Source organism: Streptomyces aurantiaciflavus, assembly GCF_049808595.1.
Taxonomy (GTDB): Bacteria; Actinomycetota; Actinomycetes; order Streptomycetales; family Streptomycetaceae; genus Streptomyces.
This window is the reverse complement of record NZ_JBNCAQ010000042.1, coordinates 50,782-66,968: the sequence shown is the minus strand read 5'-3', so window position 1 is coordinate 66,968 and position 16,187 is coordinate 50,782. Positions and strand designations below refer to the sequence as shown.

17 protein-coding genes and 1 riboswitch are annotated in these 16,187 nt (G+C 72.4%); of the genes, 5 read left to right on the top strand and 12 right to left on the bottom strand.

From position 1 onward, the window contains the following. Positions 1–84 precede the first annotated feature (84 nt). The gene (absR1, locus tag ACPT94_RS36125; protein WP_360346508.1) at positions 85–1,170 is read left to right on the top strand and encodes a beta-glucuronidase AbsR1; all 1,086 of its coding nucleotides are present in this window, start codon (positions 85–87) and stop codon (positions 1,168–1,170) included. 169 nt (positions 1,171–1,339) lie between these two features. On the opposite strand, the gene ACPT94_RS36120 is transcribed toward absR1, so the two are convergent. Beyond that, positions 1,340–2,002 (bottom strand): response regulator, encoded by a 663-nt coding sequence (locus ACPT94_RS36120; protein ID WP_360346510.1) that lies wholly within the window; start codon positions 2,000–2,002, stop codon positions 1,340–1,342. Next, positions 1,999–3,165 (bottom strand): sensor histidine kinase, encoded by a 1,167-nt coding sequence (locus ACPT94_RS36115; RefSeq protein ID WP_360346512.1) that lies wholly within the window; start codon positions 3,163–3,165, stop codon positions 1,999–2,001. The genes ACPT94_RS36120 and ACPT94_RS36115 overlap by 4 nt, the downstream gene beginning before the upstream one ends. A 208-nt stretch (positions 3,166–3,373) precedes the next feature. Between ACPT94_RS36115 and ACPT94_RS36110 the strand changes: the two genes are divergently transcribed. The 3 genes from ACPT94_RS36110 (at position 3,374) to ACPT94_RS36100 (ending at position 5,656) form a co-directional block, all read left to right on the top strand. Beyond that, positions 3,374–4,294: an ATP-binding cassette domain-containing protein gene (locus ACPT94_RS36110; RefSeq protein ID WP_425247790.1), complete on the top strand. Its 921-nt coding sequence runs from the start codon at positions 3,374–3,376 to the stop codon at positions 4,292–4,294. Next, positions 4,291–5,145 carry an ABC transporter permease gene (locus ACPT94_RS36105; protein WP_425247789.1) on the top strand — a complete coding sequence of 285 codons (855 nt, stop codon included), beginning with the start codon at positions 4,291–4,293 and terminating at the stop codon, positions 5,143–5,145. The genes ACPT94_RS36110 and ACPT94_RS36105 overlap by 4 nt, the downstream gene beginning before the upstream one ends. A 139-nt stretch (positions 5,146–5,284) precedes the next feature. Continuing rightward, entirely contained in the window at positions 5,285–5,656 is a 372-nt protein-coding gene (locus ACPT94_RS36100; protein WP_360346518.1) for a hypothetical protein, read from the top strand. 221 nt (positions 5,657–5,877) lie between these two features. Here the strand turns inward: ACPT94_RS36100 and ACPT94_RS36095 are convergent, their stop codons facing one another. The 10 genes from ACPT94_RS36095 to ACPT94_RS36050 all read right to left on the bottom strand — a co-directional run bounded on the left by ACPT94_RS36095 (position 5,878) and on the right by ACPT94_RS36050 (position 15,360). Continuing rightward, complete coding sequence (locus ACPT94_RS36095) at positions 5,878–7,254, bottom strand: NtaA/DmoA family FMN-dependent monooxygenase (RefSeq protein WP_425247788.1); 1,377 nt, start codon at positions 7,252–7,254, stop codon at positions 5,878–5,880. A 22-nt stretch (positions 7,255–7,276) separates the two neighbouring features. After that, the gene (locus tag ACPT94_RS36090) at positions 7,277–8,491 is read right to left on the bottom strand and encodes an LLM class flavin-dependent oxidoreductase (RefSeq protein ID WP_360346522.1); all 1,215 of its coding nucleotides are present in this window, start codon (positions 8,489–8,491) and stop codon (positions 7,277–7,279) included. A gap of 71 nt (positions 8,492–8,562) precedes the next feature. Beyond that, the gene (locus ACPT94_RS36085) at positions 8,563–8,733 is read right to left on the bottom strand and encodes a putative leader peptide (RefSeq protein ID WP_360346624.1); all 171 of its coding nucleotides are present in this window, start codon (positions 8,731–8,733) and stop codon (positions 8,563–8,565) included. A 130-nt stretch (positions 8,734–8,863) separates the two neighbouring features. Beyond that, positions 8,864–9,889: an ABC transporter substrate-binding protein gene (locus ACPT94_RS36080; RefSeq protein ID WP_425247787.1), complete on the bottom strand. Its 1,026-nt coding sequence runs from the start codon at positions 9,887–9,889 to the stop codon at positions 8,864–8,866. Between the two features lie 109 nt (positions 9,890–9,998). Next, positions 9,999–10,781 (bottom strand): amino acid ABC transporter ATP-binding protein, encoded by a 783-nt coding sequence (locus ACPT94_RS36075; protein WP_425247786.1) that lies wholly within the window; start codon positions 10,779–10,781, stop codon positions 9,999–10,001. Next, the gene (locus tag ACPT94_RS36070; protein ID WP_425247785.1) at positions 10,778–11,761 is read right to left on the bottom strand and encodes an amino acid ABC transporter permease; all 984 of its coding nucleotides are present in this window, start codon (positions 11,759–11,761) and stop codon (positions 10,778–10,780) included. Before ACPT94_RS36070 ends, ACPT94_RS36075 begins: the two co-directional genes overlap by 4 nt. A gap of 354 nt (positions 11,762–12,115) precedes the next feature. Beyond that, a riboswitch (SAM riboswitch) is annotated at positions 12,116–12,224 on the bottom strand. A 68-nt stretch (positions 12,225–12,292) separates the two neighbouring features. Further along, entirely contained in the window at positions 12,293–13,228 is a 936-nt protein-coding gene (locus ACPT94_RS36065; RefSeq protein ID WP_425247784.1) for a glutathione S-transferase C-terminal domain-containing protein, read from the bottom strand. A gap of 140 nt (positions 13,229–13,368) precedes the next feature. Next, positions 13,369–13,488 (bottom strand): putative leader peptide, encoded by a 120-nt coding sequence (locus tag ACPT94_RS36060; RefSeq protein WP_360346532.1) that lies wholly within the window; start codon positions 13,486–13,488, stop codon positions 13,369–13,371. Positions 13,489–13,747: 259 nt separating this feature from the next. After that, positions 13,748–14,677: a carbohydrate kinase family protein gene (locus ACPT94_RS36055; protein ID WP_360346534.1), complete on the bottom strand. Its 930-nt coding sequence runs from the start codon at positions 14,675–14,677 to the stop codon at positions 13,748–13,750. After that, positions 14,674–15,360, bottom strand: a complete 687-nt coding sequence (locus ACPT94_RS36050) for a class II aldolase/adducin family protein (protein WP_360346536.1) — start codon at positions 15,358–15,360, stop codon at positions 14,674–14,676. The genes ACPT94_RS36055 and ACPT94_RS36050 overlap by 4 nt, the downstream gene beginning before the upstream one ends. A gap of 57 nt (positions 15,361–15,417) precedes the next feature. Between ACPT94_RS36050 and ACPT94_RS36045 the strand changes: the two genes are divergently transcribed. After that, positions 15,418–16,068 (top strand): TetR/AcrR family transcriptional regulator, encoded by a 651-nt coding sequence (locus ACPT94_RS36045; RefSeq protein ID WP_360346538.1) that lies wholly within the window; start codon positions 15,418–15,420, stop codon positions 16,066–16,068. Positions 16,069–16,187 lie beyond the last annotated feature (119 nt).

Genomic DNA, 16,187 nt, shown 5'->3' with positions numbered 1-16,187 from the left:
CCGCGTACTCATGCCTGATACAGGGCGACTTGAGTAGCCCCCGACTCAGGCCCGCGGGCGCTGCTCCACGGCACTCTGGAGTCCATGACCGCCCGCTACTGCTCGCTCGCGCAGCAGCCGGCCCCCGCGTTCGCCCCGGGGCTGGCCGCCGAGCGGCTCGGTGCGCTCATGAGCGGTCGCCGGATGTGGGTCGACGGCACCGTGCTGCACTACTACTTCTTCGACGGCGAGAGCGACGGCTCGGTCATCGCCGTACCGGGGTCCGGGGGGACCCGGTGGGTGCCGTGGGGCGGCGGCAAGGACCAGCGGGACGTGGTGCGCGACTGCTTCCGCGAGTGGCAGGACCTCGGCATCGGGGTGACGTTCACCGAGGTCGCCGACCGCTCGGAGGCCGAACTGCGGATCGGTTTCCAGCAGGGCGACGGCTCCTGGTCCGCCGTGGGCCGGGACGCGCTGCGTTCGGGCCTCAACGAGCGCACCATGAACTTCGGCTGGGACCTGACCGCGCCCGGGGAGCGCGCGACGGCCCTGCACGAGATCGGGCACGCGCTCGGCATGCAGCACGAGCACCAGAGCCCGTTCGCCGGCATCCACTGGGACGACGAGGCCGTCTACGCCGATCTGGCGGGCCCGCCGAACTTCTGGAGCCGGGAGCGCACCTACTTCAACATCCTGCGCAAGCTGGACCCGGCCGAGGTCAACGGCTCGGTGTGGGACCCGCAGTCCGTCATGGAGTACCCCTTCACGGCGGGGCTGGTCCTGGAGCCCGAGCAGTTCCGCGGCGGTGTGCACCCGCCGGGTGAACTTTCGCCGCTGGACAAGGAGTTCGTGCTCCGCTGGTATCCGCCGCTCGACGTGCCGCGCCCGCCCGCGCTGGTGCCGTTCCGTTCGGTGCCGCTGACGCTGGGGCCCGGCGAGCAGGCCGACTTCACCATCGACCCGCCGGAGACCCGCGAGTACACCCTCGGCACCTTCGGCGCGAGCGACTCGGTCGTCGTGGTCTTCGAGGAGCGGGACGGCGAGCCCCGTTTCCTCGCGGGCCGGGACGACGGAGGCACCCCGGACAACGCCACGATCAGGGCACGCCTCGTCAAGGGCCGCCGCTACTTCGTCCGCGTCCGTCTGTACTCCGGATGGGGAACGGGCGAGACGGCCGTCATGTGCTGGTGACGGCACCGCCCACGCCACGCGGGGCACTCGAGCCACAGTCCGGCGCCGGGGGATAGGCCGGGCGACGTCGCCTTCGGGGGGAGGGAGACGTCGCCCGGCCGCACCCGTGTGCGCGGCGGCCGGTGCGAACGGCGTGTTCCCCGCTTCGCCCCTGGGTCCGGCGCCTCGCTCAGCGAGGCGGCTTGACCAGCCCCATCTCATAGGCGGTGATCACGAGCTGGACCCGGTCCCGGGCCCCCAGTTTGGTGAGCAACCGCGACACGTGCGACTTGGCGGTGGCGACCGTGATGAAGAGGTCCTCCGCGATCTCGCTGTTAGACCGGCCGCGTCCGACCAGGGTCAGCACCTCCCGTTCCCGCTCGGTGATGCCCTCGACCGGCCGTGGAGGGTGCTCCGGGACGGCCGGGGGACGCCCTACGAAGTCCGCGATCAGACGGCGCGTGACCCCCGGCGCGATCAGTGCGTCGCCGCCGGCGACCACGCGGATCGCCCCGAGGATGTCGTCGACCGCCATGTCCTTGACGACGAAGCCGCTCGCGCCGGCCCTGAGCGCGCCGTAGACGTGGTCGTCGTCGTCGAAGGTGGTCAGGACGAGGACGCGGGTGGTGGCCGGACCGGCCGTGATCCGGCGCGTGGCCTCGATCCCGTCCATGCCGGGCATCCTGATGTCCATCACCACGACGTCGGGGCTGATGTCGCTCACCAGCCGGACCGCCTCGGCGCCGGTGGCGGCCTCACCGACGACCTCCAGGTCGGGGTGGTCGGCGATGAGCACGCGCAGACCGGACCGCACCAACGGCTGGTCGTCGGCGAGCACGACGCGGACCGTCATGGGGCCTCCACCGGAACGCCGACGGGCTTGGGCAGCGGCAGCCGCGCCGCCACCCGGAACCCGCCCTCGGGACGCGGGCCGGCGCTGAGTCGGCCGTGCAGCAGGCCGACCCGCTCCCGCATGCCGATGATGCCGAAGCCGTGGACCGAGCCGCTCCCGCCGGCGCCACGCCCGTCGTCGACGACCTCCACGGACAGCTCCTCGTCCCCGTAGTCGATGGTCACCCGGCAATGGTCGCAGCCCGCGTGACGGACCACGTTGGTCAGCGCCTCCTGCACGATGCGGTAGGCGGACAGGTCGATGTCGGCCGGCAAGGGCCGGCGCTCCCCGCTGAAGCGCACGTCGACGCGCACCCCCGCGCCCGCAGTCGCCGTGACCAGCCGTTCGAGGTCCGCCAGCCCCGGCGAGGGCGCGTCTCCCGGGGCCGTTGCGTCCCGGTCGGCCTGACGGAGCGCCACCAGCGTGCGCCGAAGCCCCGACAGGGTCTCTCTGCTGGTCGCCTCGATGGCTCGCAGTGCCTCGCGGGCCTCCGCGGGCTGGGTCTGGACGACCCGGCTGCCCACCCCGGCCTGAATGGCGATGACGCCGATGCTGTGCGCGACCATGTCATGCAACTCCCGTGCGATCCGCAGCCGTTCGGCGGTCACGGCCTCGGCCACCTCCTGCGACCGCAACGCCACCGCGTGCTCACGGCGCTCACGGCTGAGCAGACCGACCATGCACGAAGCGACCATCGCCAGCAGCGCGATCACGCCGTTGACCGCCAGGTTGTCCCCGTGCGCGAAGCTGCCGACCGCCATGAGCTGAACGGCGAACGCCACGGCCACGGCGACGGCCGAGACCCGCCGCGTGCGGGTGGCGACGACGAAGGCCACGACGAGGTCCACCGCCAGATAGGAGAGGAACTGGCCCTGATACGACACGGACAGGCCTGCAGGGCCGGTGTTGGGACGGAACACCACCACGGCGGTGGCGCCGAAGAGCGTCAGGGCCAGGGCCAGCAGCGGCATCCGTCGCAGCACACCGACGAGCAGGCTCGCGGCCAGCAGTGCCCCGACGGCGTGGACCGTGCCCGAAGCCCGCGGCGCGCCCCCCAGCAGCAGGACCAGCATCACGAGGTACAGGACGCCGCCGGCCCAGGCCATGACCGTCGTTCTCGTCACCGCCGGCGGGCCCTTTCCAGCGGGAGCTTGCGATGCGAAACGCGCGACGGCAACGCCGTGGTCGGTGTGGGGTCCATGCCGCGAGACTAGCCAGCCGCTCTCCGCGCGGCATCGGCCCGTGGACGTACGCCCCGGGGCCGATCCGGTCGCGGGATTGCCGCCCACGGCCCCATGCCGGGGCGGGGCGGCTCCCGGCAGCGTTGCCCCTGTGATCGAAGTCAACGAACTCACCAAGCGCTACGGCGGCAAGACCGCCGTCGACGATCTGTCCTTCACCGTGCGGCCGGGCCGGGTGACGGGATTCCTCGGTCCCAACGGAGCCGGCAAGACCACCACTCTGCGGGTGATCCTCGGCCTGGACGCGCCCACCGCCGGCACCGCCACCGTGGGCGACGTCCCCTTCCACAGCCACCCGCGTGGACTGCGGCACGTCGGCGCCCTCCTCGACGCCGGCCAGGTCCACGGCGGCCGCAGCGCCGCCGCCCACCTGTCCGCCCTCGCCCGCAGCAACGGCATCCCGCGGCGCCGGGTGGACGAGGTGCTGCAGGAGGTGGGGCTGGCCGAGGCGGCGACCCGCCGCATCGGCGGATTCTCCCTCGGCATGAAGCAGCGGCTGGGGATCGCCACCGCCCTCCTCGGCGATCCGCCCGTGCTCATGTTCGACGAGCCGATCAACGGCATGGATCCGGAAGGCGTGCTCTGGGTCCGCCGCCTCTTCCGGCGCCTGGCCGCCGAGGGCCGCACGGTCTTCCTCTCCAGCCACCTGATGTCGGAGATGGAGAACACCGCCGACCAGCTCGTCGTCATCGGCCGGGGCCGGCTCATCGCCGCCGAGTCGGTACGGGACTTCGCGGCCCGCAGCACCCGCCGCAGCGTCGCCGTGGGCACCCCGCGGACCGCCGAGCTGACCGCCGTGCTGACCGCCGCGGGGGCGTCGGTCGAGGTGGAGGGCTCGACGGGCGCCGCGAAGCTCGCCGTGACCGGGCTGTCCGCGGACCGGATCGGAGCGCTCGCCTGCGACAACCGGATCCCGCTGAACGAGCTGACCGTCCGCACCGCCTCGCTGGAGGCGGCCTTCATGGAACTCACCGCCGACAGCGTCGAACACCGGGCAGGACGAACCCGATGACCACACTCGCCTCCACTGCGCCGACCACCTCGATCGCACCCGCCGCCGAGCCGCCCGCCCGCTTCCGCGACCTGATCGCCTCCGAGTGGATCAAGACGCGGTCCCTGCGCTCCACGCCGTGGACGATCGCGCTCACCACCCTGTTCGTCATCGGGTCCTCCGCCGTGGCGGCACTGGGGGCCTCCCGGCACATCGCCGACGCCGGCCCGGGCACGCGGCAGCCTCGCGATTTCCTGCCCTTCGACGCCTATCCGCCGGCCGGTTACATGACGCTGATGCTCGTCGCCAGCGGCGTCGGCGCCCTCACCGTCGTGAGCGAGTACAGCAGCGGGCTGATCCGCACCACGACCGTGGCCGTCCCTGCCCGCGGTGCGATGGTGCTGGCCAAGGCGGTGGTGACCGCCGCGCTGTGGACCGCGGTCGGCTCGGCCGTCTCCCTCGGTTCCTTCCTGGTCTCCCAGGCCGTCCTGAACGGGCAGCACGCCGGGGTCCCCCTCACCCACCCCGGGGTGTTCCGGGCGATGGCGGCGTCCGCGCTGCTCGCCCCGGTCTGCGCACTGGTCGGCCTGGGCCTCGGCGTCTGGATCCGGCACGGCGCCGCGACCATGGTCACCGGCGTCTTCACGCTGCTGATACTGCCGATGATGTTCTCGCAGACCGAGCGCTGGTCCGCCGACGTCAACCACGCGATGGTGGTCAGCGCCTGGAGGCGCCTGGTCCAGAACTGGGGGCCGTCGCCCGAGTCCCACATGTTCACCGCCACCGTCCCCGGCTCCTGGATCGTGTACGTGCTCTGGCCGCTCGTCGCGGTCGGGTCGGCGGTGGTCGTCGTGCGCCGCCGGGACGTGTGAACGTGCCCACGGGGCACGCACGCGCGCACCCCGCCCTCACCTCCTCGTGGTGTGCACCTCGTCTCGCTGAACAGGGTGTCAGCCGTGCGGCCGTAGGCTCGCGGGAGCACTGTTCGGAGATCGACGGAGGGAGCCGGCGATGATCACCGGTTACGTCATCGGCGAGAGCCTGCGGCCCGGCGCCGGGTTCGCGCCGGAAGGGCTGCGGCTGCGCGGGGTGCGCAGGATCGACGTGTCGGGGAGTGCGGTCGAGGGGCAGCCCGGGCTGTGGACGCTCGTCGAGTGGGAGGCCGACGAGGGCGACGCGGCCGGGATCGCGGACGCGCTCGCCGCCGCGCTGGAGCCGGAACTCGGCTGGTACGCCGACTTCACCGCGGGCGACGAGCGGGTCGTGGTCTTCGCGAACAAGGTCTTCCGCATCCGGCGCGGCGACGCGGCGGGCCGCGCCGAGGCCGTCGCGTACGGGCGGTCCGTGGGGACGCCCGAGCATCAGCTCGACTGGACGGAGTGACCCCGGCGGCGCCGCTCCCGCACGAGCAGTTCGCGGGAGCGGACGCGGACGCGGTCGGCGGGGTCGTCGTGATGTGCAACTCCCCCACGCCGAAGCCGTCGTAGCCGAGTTCCCCGGCGAGCAGCCCGTTGTCGAGCGCCTCGCGGAAGCGGTCCCGGGTCGGCTCGCGCATGCCGGTGACCGGGTCCGGGCGGTGCACGATCAGCGTGACGGTCAGGAACTCACGACGCCACCCGCGCGGCAGCGCCCGTCTCGTCCGGGTGGGCGAGGCCCAGGTGGTCGCGCAGGGTGGTGCCCTCGTACTCGGTGCGGAAGACGCCCTGTTCCTGGAGGAGGGGGACGACCTTGTCGGCGAACTCGTCGAGGCCGCCGGGGGTGATGTGCGGGACGAGGATGAAGCCGTCGCCGGCGTCGGCCTGGACGTACTCGTTGATGGTCTTCGCGACGGTCGCCGGGGAGCCGATGAAGTTCTGGCGGTTGCCGGTCTCGATGACCAGGTCGCGGATGGACCAGTTGCGGGCCGCCGCCAGCTCGCGCCACTCGCGGGCGGTGGCGAGCGGGTCGCGGTACATGCGGACCTGGGCGCGGCCCCGGGAGACGGTGTGTTCCCCGAGCAGCGGGTCGACGTCCGGGAGCGGACCGTCCGGGTCGTACGCGGAGAGGTCCCGGTTCCAGACCCATTCCAGGTGCTTGATGGCGGTCGCCCCACTGACCTGTTGGCGGCGCACCTCGTGGGCGATCTCCTCGGCCTCGGCGTCGGTGTCGCCGAGGACGAAGCTCGCGGCGGGCAGGATGAGCAGCTGGTCGGGGCGGCGGCCGTACCGGGCGAGGCGGGACTTCACGTCCGTGTAGAAGGCCTGGCCGGTGTCGAGGGCCGCGTACCGGCTGAAGATCGCGTCGGCGCCGGCGGCGGCGAACTCGCGGCCCTCGTCGGAGTCGCCGGCCTGGAAGATCACCGGGCGGCCCTGGGGGCTGCGCGGGACGTTGAAGCGGCCGTGGATGTCGAAGTGCTGTCCCTCGTGGACGAAGGCGCCGGCCTTGGCGTCGCGCAGGAAGGTGCCGGTGGCCCGGTCGGCGACGATCTCGTCGCCCTGCCAGGAGTCGAACAGTTCGTGGGCCGTGGCGAGGAACTCCTTGGCGCGGGAGTAGCGCTCCTCCTGCGGCAGGAAGCCGCCGCGGCGGAAGTTCTCGCCGGTGAAGGCGTCCCAGGAGGTGACGACGTTCCACGCGGAGCGGCCGTCGGAGAGATGGTCGAGGCTGGCGAACTGGCGGGCCACCTCGTAGGGCTCGTTGAAGGTGGAGTTGATGGTGCCGGTCAGGCCGAGGCGGTCGGTGACGGCGGCGAGCGCGGCGAGGACGGTGAAGGTGTCGGGGCGGCCGACGACGTCCAGGTCGTATATCTGCCCGCCCTGTTCCCGGAGCCTGAGGCCCTCGGCGAGGAAGAGGAAGTCGAACTTGGCGCGTTCGGCCGTCTGCGCGAAGTGGACGAAGGAGCTGAACTCGATGTGGCTGCCGGCCCTCGGGTCGCTCCACACGGTGGTGTTGTTGACGCCGGGGAAGTGGGCGGCCAGGTGGATCTGCTTCAGCGGCTTGCTCATGTCGGTGGTCTCTCCGTCCGGCTCAGGCTGCGGCATAGCGGTTGGCGGGGCGGGGCAGGCCGAGCAGTCCGCGCAGGGTGTCGGCCTCGTACGCGCGGCGGAACGCGTCGCGGCGCTGGAGTTCGGGGACGAGGCCCCGGGTGATCGCCGGGAGGTCGTGTCCGGCCACGGCGGGGCGCAGCCGGAACCCGGTCAGACCGGTCGCCCGCAACTCCTGGAGCAGATCGGCGAGTTGGGCGGGGGTGCCGGTGAAGATCCGGGCGTCGCTGGTGTATTCCTCGCCGGCGAGGGTGTCGAGGCGGTCGCGGCGAGCGGCGGCCTCGGCCGGGTCGTCGTCGAGGAAGACCACCAGGTCGGCGAAGACGTGCAGCGGCTCCTCGGCCCGGCCGGCCGTCTCCTGCTCGGCGCGGATCTCGGCGACGATCGCGCGGGCCTGGCCGGCGTCGTGCGGGGTGACGTAGCCGACGTCGGCGGCGCGGGCCACCAGACGGTACGGGACCGTGTCATGGGCGAGGGCGGTGACCAGGGGCTGGCCCTGGGGCGGGCGCGGGGTGATGGAGGGGCCCTTGACGCTGAAGTGGCGGCCCTCGAACTCGATGTAGTGCAGCTTGTCGCGGTCGACGAACCGGCCCGTGGCCACGTCCCGGATCTCCGCGTCGTCCTCCCAGCTGTCCCAGAGGCGGCGCACGACCTCCACGTGGTCGGCGGCCTCGTCGAAGAGGTCGGCCACCAGGTCCCGGGTGGCCGGGTCGTCGTAGGCCTTGACGGGGGGCAGGGTGCGGCGGCCGAAGTGGGCGGCCTCGTTCGGCCGGGCGGTGATCTGGACGCGCAGGCCCGCGCGGCCCGTGCTGACGTAGTCGAGGGTGGCGATCGCCTTGGAGATGTGGAAGGGCTCCGTGTGGGTGGCCACCACGGTCGGGACCAGGCCTATGTGCTGGGTCAGCGGGGCGATGCGGGAGGCGATGAGGACGGCGTCGAGCCGGCCCCGGACCTGGTCGGTGCGGTCGTCCGGGTCCAGGAAGTGGGAGGACTGGGGGCCGAGGCCGTCCTCGATCGTGACGAAGTCGAGCAGGCCGCGCTCGGCCTCGGCGACCAGGTCGGCCCAGTATCCGGCGGTGAACAGCTCGCGGGGGCGGGCGACCGGCTCGCGCCAGGAGGCGGGGTGCCAGCCGGTGCCGTCCAGGGCGACGGCGAGGTGCAGGGGAGAAACGGGCGTAGCGAAAGGAGCTGAGGACACGAGGGTGCCTTCCTGGAGGTCCGTACGAGAGAGCCGGCCACACCCGGGACGGGGGCACGGCGGGGAACGGGTCAGGAACAACAGAGCGCGCCGGCCACGCGCTGGAGGTCGATGTGGGGCCGGGAGTGAAGACGTATGGAACGGAGCGGGTTCGGGACGCGGGTCAGCGGTACATCCGTCACGTCCGTCACCTCCGCCCCTCGGGATCGGCGGGCCGCTGTCGCCGGCGGCGCCTCGCACATCTCGTCATGAGTCACAACGCCCCGGCCTCACCGGGTGTTCCCGGGTGGATCGAGGAAGCCACGGAGGCGCGGTCCCTTCCTGTCGTTCCTGCGTCAGCTTTGCATGGGCAGTCGGTGAGTTGATGGGGCGTCAGGAGTTGGTCAGCGGCAGCCCGGGCGGGTTGACCTCGGACTTCTCGACGGCCTCGTTGGAGAGGTGCCAGGCGGCGAGCCACTTGGCGTACTGACCGTTCTTGATCAGGTGGTTGATGGCGTCGGCGAGGGGCTTGGCGAGGCCGCTGTCCTTCTTGGCGGTCGCGGCGATCAGGCCCTGGAGCGTCTCACCGGCACCGGAGAACTGGCCCGCGACACGGGTCGCCTGGGGCGTACCGGCGGTCTTGGCCGCGTGGTAGGCGAGGTTCGGGTTGGGGCCGAAGTAGGCGTCGATCTTGCCGCTGTTCAGCGCCAGATAGATGCTGTTGGTCTCCTGGAAGTACTTGACGGTGAGGGGCTTCTTGCCCTCCTTGGCCAGCTTCGCCTTCCACTCCAGGAGGATCTTCTCCTGGTTGGTGCCGTTGCCGACGCTGACCGTCCTGCCGGCGAGGCTCTCGTAGTCGCCGTCGAAGTTCCAGGCGTTGTCCTTCTTCACCTCGAAGGCGAGATCGTCCTTCCGGTAGGAGGCGAACTCGTACTTCTTCTTGCGCTCCTCGGTGTCGGTGATGTTCGAGAAGCCGACGTCGACCTTTCCGCTGTCGATGCCGATGAACAGGTTCTCCCAGGTCGACCGGCGCACCTCGGGTTCGAGACCGAGGACGGCGGCCACCAGCCGGCCGAGGTCGACCTCGGAGCCGGTGAGCGTCTTCTGGTCGCTTCCCACGAAGCCCAGCGGCGGGCTGCCGGACGGCAGCGTGCCGGATCCGATGACCAGCTTGCCGCTCTTCCTGAGGGCGTCGGGCACTTCGGCGCTGATGGACTTCACCTCGGAGACCTTCAGGGTGGTCTCCTTGGCCGCGCCGTTGGACAGCCGGCCCACGGTGACCGAGCCGGCGGTGTCGGCCGTCGTGGTCGCGGCGTCGCTCTCGCCCCCGCAGGCGGCGAGCCCGGTGGCGAGAGTGGCCACGGCGGTGGCCGCGGTGATGCCGCGTGTCAGGGCGCGTCGGGAGATGTGGAGGGGCATGGCCGTCCTTGTCGTTCGCAGAGGGTGAGGGCAGGGGTGATGGTGACGAGAGGGGTGGGGGTGGTGAGGTGACGTGGGGGAAGCAGTGGTGTCCGGCGGCGCCGGCGGGTCAGAGGACCTTGCTCAGGAAGTCCCGGGTGCGCTCGTGGCGCGGCTTGTCCAGGACCTCGGCGGGCGGGCCCTGTTCGACGATCCGGCCGCCGTCGATGAAGACGACCCGGTCGGCGATCTCACGGGCGAAGCCGATCTCGTGGGTGACGATCACCAGGGTGGTGCCGCTCCTCGCCAGGTCCTTGATGACGGCGAGGACCTCACCGACGAGTTCGGGGTCGAGGGCGGAGGTCGGCTCGTCGAAGAGGATGACCCCGGGGCGCAGCGCCAGGGCGCGGGCGATGGCCACGCGCTGCTGCTGACCGCCCGACAGCTGCCGTGGGTAGGCGGTCGCCTTGTCGCCCAGACCGACCCGGTCCAGGAGTTCGCGGGCGAGTTCCTGGGCCTGCGCCTTGTCGAGCTTCCCGGTGGCCACCGGGGCGGCGGCGACGTTGTCCAGCACGGTCAGGTGCGGGAAGAGGTTGAAGTTCTGGAACACGAAGCCGATGCGGCTGCGCTGGGTCAGGATGATCCGCTCGCTCAGCTCCTTCAGCCGGTCGCCCTGCCGGCGTACGCCGATGAGCTCGCCGTTGACGCTGACGTGGCCGATCTCCGGCTTCTCCAGGTGGTTGACGACCCGCAGCAGGGTGGACTTGCCGGAGCCGGACGGGCCGAGGATCACGGTGACCTCGCCGGGCCGCACCGTCAGGTCGACCCCGTTCAGCACCCGGTGGGTGCCGTACCACTTGTGCACGTCGTGCACCTCGACGGCGGCGGCGTTCTGAGTCGTCTCGGCGGTCATACGGCGGCCTCCCGGCGGATGCGGGCCCGCAGGTCGGTCAGACCGGTCCGCAGCTTCTGCAACGGCGTCGGCGGCAGGGTGCGTGTGGCGCCCCGGGCGTAGTACCGCTCGACGTAGAACTGGATGATCGACACGACGCTGGTGAGGATCAGGTACCAGACGGTGACGACCAGCAGCAGCGGGACGATGTCACCGGGGTAGGTGGAGCCCATCGTCTGCGCGGCCCCGAACAGGTCGAGCAGCGACACGTAGAAGACCAGCGAGGTGCTCTTGACGAGGCCGATGAGCTGGTTGACGTAGTTCGGGGTGATGGAGCGCAGGGCCTGCGGCCAGACGATCCTCCTGAACTGGTAGCCCTTCGGCAGGCCGAGCGCGGCGGCCGCCTCGTGCTGGCCCTGGTCGACGGAGAGGATGCCGCCGCGGACGACCTCGGCCGCGTACGCCGCCTCGTTGAGGCTGAGGCCGACGACGGCGACGACCATGTCGGTGGCGAGCCGGGACTCGTCGAAGGTGAAGAAGGCCGGCCCGAAGGGGACGCCCACGCTGAGTGTCTGGTACAGGGCGCTGAAGTTGTAGAGGAACAGCAGGACCACGATCAGTGGGATCGAGCGGAGCGCCCAGACGTAGGTCCAGCTGACCGCGCGCAGCACCGGGCTCTTCGAGAGCCGGGCCAGGGCGAGCAGGACGCCGCCGAGGAGCCCCAGCACCGCGCTGTAGGCGGCGACTTCGAGGGTGATGAGGAGCCCGTCGAGGATGGTCGGCCGCAGGAACCAGTAGCCGAAACGGTCCCACTGGTAGAAGGGGTTGGTCACCAGGCCATGGACGAACTGGGCGGCCAGGACCAGGACGATCGCGGTGGCGATCCAGCGGCCGGGTCGCCGCAGGGGCAGAACACGCTGTGCTGCAAGAGGCTTTGACGGTGTGTCGGACGGCGGTGGCGCCTCGGCGAGGGACACGGCGGCGCCTGGGGGTTGGCTCATGAGGGGCTCCGGCGGAGTCGGGACGCCCCGGGACACGGCGGACACGCTGTGGCCACGACGGCCGCTCGGCGGCAGGGCGGGACACAGGGAGACGCACGGGCACCGGGGGCTGGGCGGACAAACACACCGCGAGAGCGGTGTTCGTCAGGAACGCGGGACCGCTGTGGGGGACGTCAGCCCCGACAGCGGGCACAGCCCGGTGCGGTACACAGTGCGCTGTTCACACGGAGCAGATCGACTGCCCGGTCGGCGACGAGCAGGTCCGCGGACGGCCGTACGCAGCCCTGGGGGCGGCGCGCGGCCGTCCTGGGAGCTGCGTACATGTCCGTCACCCGTCTCTTCCGGCCCGGTGGGCCCTCGCGCTTACCGAGTCGTCGTCGGTCCGGTCGTCACCTGGGGCACCCCACCGCGGTGCGAGGGTTGCCGGTCAGCAAGCCAGGGCTTGTCGCTGACGCTCATGACCGTTCTGAGCCGTAAGTTAAGACAGCTGCCCGAACGGATGTCAACGTCGGTCCACGAAGTGGACCAGGTTCAGGGGCGGTTGACCTGCGGTCGCGCGCCCGTGTCGGAGGTCGCGTGGGCCGCCCAGTCCAGGATCTGGACGGCGGCTCCCGCGGCCTCCAGGCCCTGGCAGCGGGCGCGGTGGCGGCGGTCGATGCCGTCGAGGTCGAGGTGGGCGCCGAAGGCAGGGTGGGCGGCCAGACGGCGCGCGTAGGCCCACAGGGCGGGGTGGTCGGCGATGCGCTGCACGGCGGCGGCGTCGAGATGGATGCGGTGCACGGTGTCGAGTTGGACGAGAGCGACCCACAACTCGACGTCCGCTGCGGTGACCTGATCCCTGATCAGGTACGTGTGCGTTCCGAGTCCCTGTTCCAGCGCGCCGAGCGTGGCGAGCAGGGTGTCGAGGGCGGCGGCACGCTCCGCCTCCTCGGCGCCGGCCGCTCCGGCGCGCTGCGCGGCCTCCTCGATGCCTCGCGCGCACATCCGCTCGACGGCCTCGATCTCCGACTCGGCGCCGCACGGGTACAGCGTGGCCCGGCCGCCGGCGAACTTCCCCCAGCCTTCGGCCGGGGGGACCCCCAACTCGCTGCGCTCGGCGAGATCGCGGGCGATGTCGGGGCCGTGGGTGGAGACGATCCGCCCGGACCAGTCGTCGCTGAGCACCGGCCCGAGGGCGGGCCCAGTGTAGCGGTGCGCGCTGGCGTCGTAGAGCGGGCGCAGCACGGCATGGCCGCCGTCCGGACAGTCGGGGACCGCGGGCAGGAACGTCATGGGACAGGCCCGGTCGAGGCCGAGGAGGCCATGGGTGACGGCGATGCGCAGCCCGTCGGGATCGGCCGGTGACAGATGGAGGCGGTAGCGGCGCGGCACGGCGTAGTGGCCGCTGCGCGCGTCACGGCCGATCCGGCCCCGGAAGGCGGGGGCGGGGCGGACGGACGGGTGGGCGGCCGACGGTGTGACGGACATGGGTCTCCCCGGGGGCGGGCGCGCGACGGACGCGCGGCGGATGCGACGTCGGACGGGGGCGCGGCTCCGGTCGGCGCGCGCCGGACGGGACGGCGTCCGGGGGACACCGCCGGTGCGGCTCGGCGCGGGGACGGGCCGGTTCAGCCCCGGGGGATCGCGCTGCAGACGCGCAGCAGATCGATGTGGCGGCGGGAGGTGAGAAGGGGCGACGACCATGCCGTGCGGCCTGCTCGGCTGGTGACCGGCTCAAGGCGCCCCATGTTTCCCTACCTGTTCACTAGGATTCCCGGATCCGAGTGTCGATCCGCCTCCGGTCGGCGTCAAGAGGGTGTCCACCAGGTGAATGGGGCCGCTCCCGGGGCGGTGCGTCCGCGACGGACGACGGCCGCACCCGGGCCACCGTCTCGCGCACCGCGTACGGCGGCGGTCGTCGCTCCACGCCGAGTTGCCGCGGCGGCACGAGCGAGCCCCCGCAGTTGTCTGCGGGGGCCTCGTCACGCCCGGAGGTGCGGCCTCACCTCACGGGCGGGTCTTCTGGTGCGCCGCGAACTCGTCGGCGGCGGCCAGGTCGAAGTCCCCGTGGTCGCTGCCGAGCCCCTGCGCGACGAGTGCCGCCGCGGCGCATCCCAGGACGGCCGCGTCCCGCGGCGCGCGCCCCAGGCTCACGCCCCGCAGATAGCCCGCCGAGAAGGCGTCACCGCAGCCGGTGGTGTCGACGACGTCGACCGCGAAGGCGGGCACCGTCTCGCTGCCCTCGCCGGTCGCCACGAGCGCGCCCTCCCCGCCCCGCGTGACCGCGACGACCCCGGCACCGGCGCCGAGCAGCTTCGCGACGCCCGCCGCCAGATCGTCCTCCCCGGAGAAGCCGAGCACCTGGTCCTCGTTGGGCAGCAGATGATCGACGTGGGGCAGCGCGGCCTCGATCTGCTCGAAGCTGCCGAGCACACCGGGGGCGAGCAGGTCCACCGAGGTGACGGCGCCGTGCTCCTTGGCGTACGACAGGATGCGCGTGGCGACGTCGACGCCGATCAGCTCGGGGCCGCCGAGGTGCAGATGGGTGGCCTCGGCGAGGGCGTCCCAGGGCACGTCGTCGAGGCCGTAGGTGATGTTGGCGCCGAGGAGATGCAGCGAGGGCCGGTCTCCGTTGGGGCGGATCGGCAGGACGCTCGCGGAGGTGGGGGTGTCGGCCCGGCGGACGAGGAGCTCCGTGTCGATCCCGGCGCGGCGGAGCAGCTGGACGAGCATGTCGCCGGTCGGGTCGGCGCCGATGGCGCCCGCGCTGCGGACCGACGCGCCGAGCTTGGCGAGGGTGAGGGCGGTGCCGCCGGCCGTCCCGGCGGCGGTCATCCGGATGTCCTCCACCAGCGTCGCGCCCTGCCCCTCGGGTATGGCCTCCACCGGCCGTACCAGCACGTCCAGGACGTGCACGCCCATCGTGACGACCTTCATCGGTTTCCCTCCTGCGCGGGTGGTACGGGGTGGGTGGTGCCGTAGTCGCGGGCGAGCGCGGCCTCGATCACCGCGAGCTGTTGCTGTTCGTCGAGGATCCGGGGCCGTCCCATGGAGGCGGCCCGCTGGTAGACACCGCAGGCCCATTCGAGCAGCAGCGCGTGCTCGACCGCCTTGTCGAGCGTGGACGCGTGGGTCACCGCGCCGTGGTTCGCCATCAGGGCGGCGGCGCGCCCGTCGAGCGCGTCGAGCACCGCCCCGGCGAGCTCCGGGGTGCCGAAGGTGGCGTACGGCGCGACGCGCACGGTGCCGCCCAGGGCGAGCAACTGGTAGTGGATGCAGGGGAGTTCGTCGAGCACACAGGAGACGGCGGTGGCCATCGGGGCGTGGGTGTGGACGACGGCGCCGGCGCCGTACCGGCGGTAGACGCCGAGGTGCAGGTCCAGTTCGGAGGTCGGCCGAAGGGTCCCGGCCACGACCTTCCCGTCGAGGTCGACGACGGTCACCTGGTCCGCGGTCAGTTCGGCGAGGACCGCTCCGGTCGCCGTGATCGCGACCCGCTCCCCCGCCCGCAGGCTGACGTTCCCGGCCGTGCCGATGAGGAGGCCCTCGGCCCCCAGGCGCCGGCAGGCGTCGGCCACGGCGGCCCGCTCCTGACCCAGCGCGGAGCTTGAGTCGGTCATGGGCGCGACGCTAGCGTAAAGGTGAAACAATGTCACGTTCATGTTCGGAGGCCGTCCTTGGGCCAGGCGACCGCTGATCCGGGCCGCACTCCCCTGCGCCGTACGCCCCGTCAGGCGCGCAGCAAGGCGCGGCTCGCGCTCGTGCTGGCGGCCGCCGAGCGCGTACTGGTCGACGAAGGGGTAGAGGCGCTCACGACGACCAGGGTGGCGGCCGAGGCGCAGGTGTCGGTGGGCTCGCTGTACCAGTACCTGCCCGACCGGGACGCCATCATCGACGCCCTCGCGGCGGGCTGCTTCACGCGTCTCGAGGCCGTCATGGACGACCTGGTCCGGGCCGCGTCGGCCGAGCGCTGGGACGACCCCGTGGGCGTACTGATCGATACGTTCGCCGGGATCTACCGCACCGAACACGGTTTCCGCGCCCTGTGGTTCGGCAGCGGGCTCACCGAGCGGACCCGTGCCGCCGACCGCGAGCACAAGCGCCGCATGGCCGACGGCGTCCGCCGCGTCCTGCTCGCGCTGGGCGCCGTCCGGGACGACGAGGAGCTGGCCCGGTCGTGCCATGCGGCGGTCCTGGCGGCGGACGCGCTGGCGCAGGAGGCGTTCCGGCGGGACGCCGGGGGCGACGCGGAGCTGCTCGACGAGGCGAAGGTGATGCTGCGGGGTTACCTGGCCGCCGTCGTGGGGCGCTGTCCGCCCCACCCGTGAAAGCCGACGCCCGACTGCCCGGCCGCCCCGCGTGACGTCGCCGGCGTCGGCCCTCAGGACGCCGCCTCGACGGGTCCCGTAGGGCAAACGGTGCAACTCGGGGCGCAGTCATCGTCACC

Bases quoted from the DNA above. Each gene is read 5' to 3' on its own strand.
- absR1 (WP_360346508.1), top strand. From the start codon at position 85: ATGACCGCCCGCTACTGCTCGCTCGCGCAGCAGCCGGCCCCCGCGTTC.
- ACPT94_RS36120 (WP_360346510.1), bottom strand. From the start codon at position 2,002: ATGACGGTCCGCGTCGTGCTCGCCGACGACCAGCCGTTGGTGCGGTCC.
- ACPT94_RS36105 (WP_425247789.1), top strand. From the start codon at position 4,291: ATGACCACACTCGCCTCCACTGCGCCGACCACCTCGATCGCACCCGCC.
- ACPT94_RS36100 (WP_360346518.1), top strand. From the start codon at position 5,285: ATGATCACCGGTTACGTCATCGGCGAGAGCCTGCGGCCCGGCGCCGGG.
- ACPT94_RS36095 (WP_425247788.1), bottom strand. From the start codon at position 7,254: ATGAGCAAGCCGCTGAAGCAGATCCACCTGGCCGCCCACTTCCCCGGC.
- ACPT94_RS36085 (WP_360346624.1), bottom strand. From the start codon at position 8,733: ATGTGCGAGGCGCCGCCGGCGACAGCGGCCCGCCGATCCCGAGGGGCG.
- ACPT94_RS36080 (WP_425247787.1), bottom strand. From the start codon at position 9,889: ATGCCCCTCCACATCTCCCGACGCGCCCTGACACGCGGCATCACCGCG.
- ACPT94_RS36075 (WP_425247786.1), bottom strand. From the start codon at position 10,781: ATGACCGCCGAGACGACTCAGAACGCCGCCGCCGTCGAGGTGCACGAC.
- ACPT94_RS36070 (WP_425247785.1), bottom strand. From the start codon at position 11,761: ATGAGCCAACCCCCAGGCGCCGCCGTGTCCCTCGCCGAGGCGCCACCG.
- ACPT94_RS36065 (WP_425247784.1), bottom strand. From the start codon at position 13,228: ATGTCCGTCACACCGTCGGCCGCCCACCCGTCCGTCCGCCCCGCCCCC.
- ACPT94_RS36060 (WP_360346532.1), bottom strand. From the start codon at position 13,488: ATGGGGCGCCTTGAGCCGGTCACCAGCCGAGCAGGCCGCACGGCATGG.
- ACPT94_RS36055 (WP_360346534.1), bottom strand. From the start codon at position 14,677: ATGAAGGTCGTCACGATGGGCGTGCACGTCCTGGACGTGCTGGTACGG.
- ACPT94_RS36050 (WP_360346536.1), bottom strand. From the start codon at position 15,360: ATGACCGACTCAAGCTCCGCGCTGGGTCAGGAGCGGGCCGCCGTGGCC.